This window comes from Psychrobacter lutiphocae DSM 21542, from assembly GCF_000382145.1.
Classification (GTDB): domain Bacteria; phylum Pseudomonadota; class Gammaproteobacteria; order Pseudomonadales; family Moraxellaceae; genus Psychrobacter; species Psychrobacter lutiphocae.
In genome coordinates this window covers 1-1,268 of record NZ_KB907699.1, presented here as the reverse complement: position 1 = coordinate 1,268, position 1,268 = coordinate 1, and the positions used below count along the sequence as shown (strand labels likewise).

The window sequence follows — 1,268 nt, the reverse complement described above, 5'->3', positions numbered from 1 at the left end:
GTTATCAGTGAAACGACGCCGTATCAGGGCTTCTCAAAATCTTGATTATCGTGAGCAGGTTCTGTTCGGTAGGGTTTTGTAGTGCGATTGCCCTGCCTTTGAGAAAGGGGGACTTGCCATCCTTTTTAAAATTCTGCAATAGATGAGTTAAAGGCACAGCCAACAAACCAACTCTTATATGTTGCTAACTACTCTTGTTGAGAGCGCCTTATTATATTCAGTTAACTCATTTCATATTCAATAAAATTACACAAGAGCGAAAAACGATGAATATCACCGTCTTATATTTTGCCAGTTTGGCCGACCAAGCCCAGCAAGGACAACAAAAGCTGAGCTTAGACAAGGCACTTAGTTTGCCTGAGCTATACAGCCAGCTCCAAGCCGAGCATGGCTTTGATTTAACTCCAGCCAAAGTTCGGGTAGCCATTAATGATGAGTTTGCCAGTTGGGAAGACACCCTAAGCGAAGGCGATACGGTGGCCTTTATCCCTCCTGTCGCCGGCGGCTAATCACGCTGCTGTCGCTATCTTGTTAAGCCCTTGTTGAGCCACACTATGGTTCAATATTGCCCGTCTATATTATCGGTAAAAAGAGTTGCCTTACTATGTCAAATCAAGACCATAACGATCATGCCAAACAGTCAGCCGTCATCCATCCAGAGAATGACGCTCACCAACACGCCAGTCAAATTAGCTTAAGCGTAGAAGAAGCGTATCAAACTGCGCAACAACAAGGCTTTGCACTGCTTGATGTTGCCATTGACGCTGAGCGTTTAAAAGACTTTTTGCAAGATGAGCAGTGTGGTGCGCTTGCCACCTTTGAAGGTTGGGTGCGCAACCACAACAATGACAGCCAGGTGACCAGCCTAACTTATTATGGCTATGAAAAACTGGCCATTAATCAGGGCAAACACATCATTGAAGAAGCCAAACGCAAATTTGACATCGAAAATGCGGTCGCTATTCATCGCATCGGCGCGTTAGATATTGGTGATATGGCAGTGTGGGTCGGGGTATCGTCTAAGCACCGCTATCCGGCCTTTGATGCTTGTCGCTGGATTTTGGACACCATCAAAGCGGACATTCCGGTCTGGAAACAAGAGTTTTATGTTGATGAGCCATCAAAGTGGCTTAGCAATAATGGTTAGGGTGAATAGTTGGCCCAAAGCTTTGCAGGGTTGCAAACAGTAACGACAAACCTATCTAAATCTATTTACAATCACTCACTATGAATTATTAAGCATAAAACAAGCAGCTAACCAATTAGGC

The 1,268-nt window shown here is 44.7% G+C and carries 2 protein-coding genes; both read left to right on the top strand.

Annotation, left to right across the window (positions count from 1 at the left end; translation table 11 throughout):
- The first annotated feature begins 266 nt into the window (after window positions 1-266).
- Window positions 267-509, top strand: a complete 243-nt coding sequence (moaD, locus tag H140_RS0113610) for a molybdopterin converting factor subunit 1 (protein WP_019674183.1) — start codon at window positions 267-269, stop codon at window positions 507-509.
- A 95-nt stretch (window positions 510-604) separates the two neighbouring features.
- Entirely contained in the window at window positions 605-1,147 is a 543-nt protein-coding gene (locus tag H140_RS0113605) for a molybdenum cofactor biosynthesis protein MoaE (protein WP_019674182.1), read from the top strand.
- Window positions 1,148-1,268: the final 121 nt, after the last annotated feature.

Excerpts from the sequence above, each read along its gene's own strand:
- H140_RS0113605 (WP_019674182.1), top strand. The coding sequence starts at position 605 with ATGTCAAATCAAGACCATAACGATCATGCCAAACAGTCAGCCGTCATC.
- moaD (WP_019674183.1), top strand. The coding sequence starts at position 267 with ATGAATATCACCGTCTTATATTTTGCCAGTTTGGCCGACCAAGCCCAG.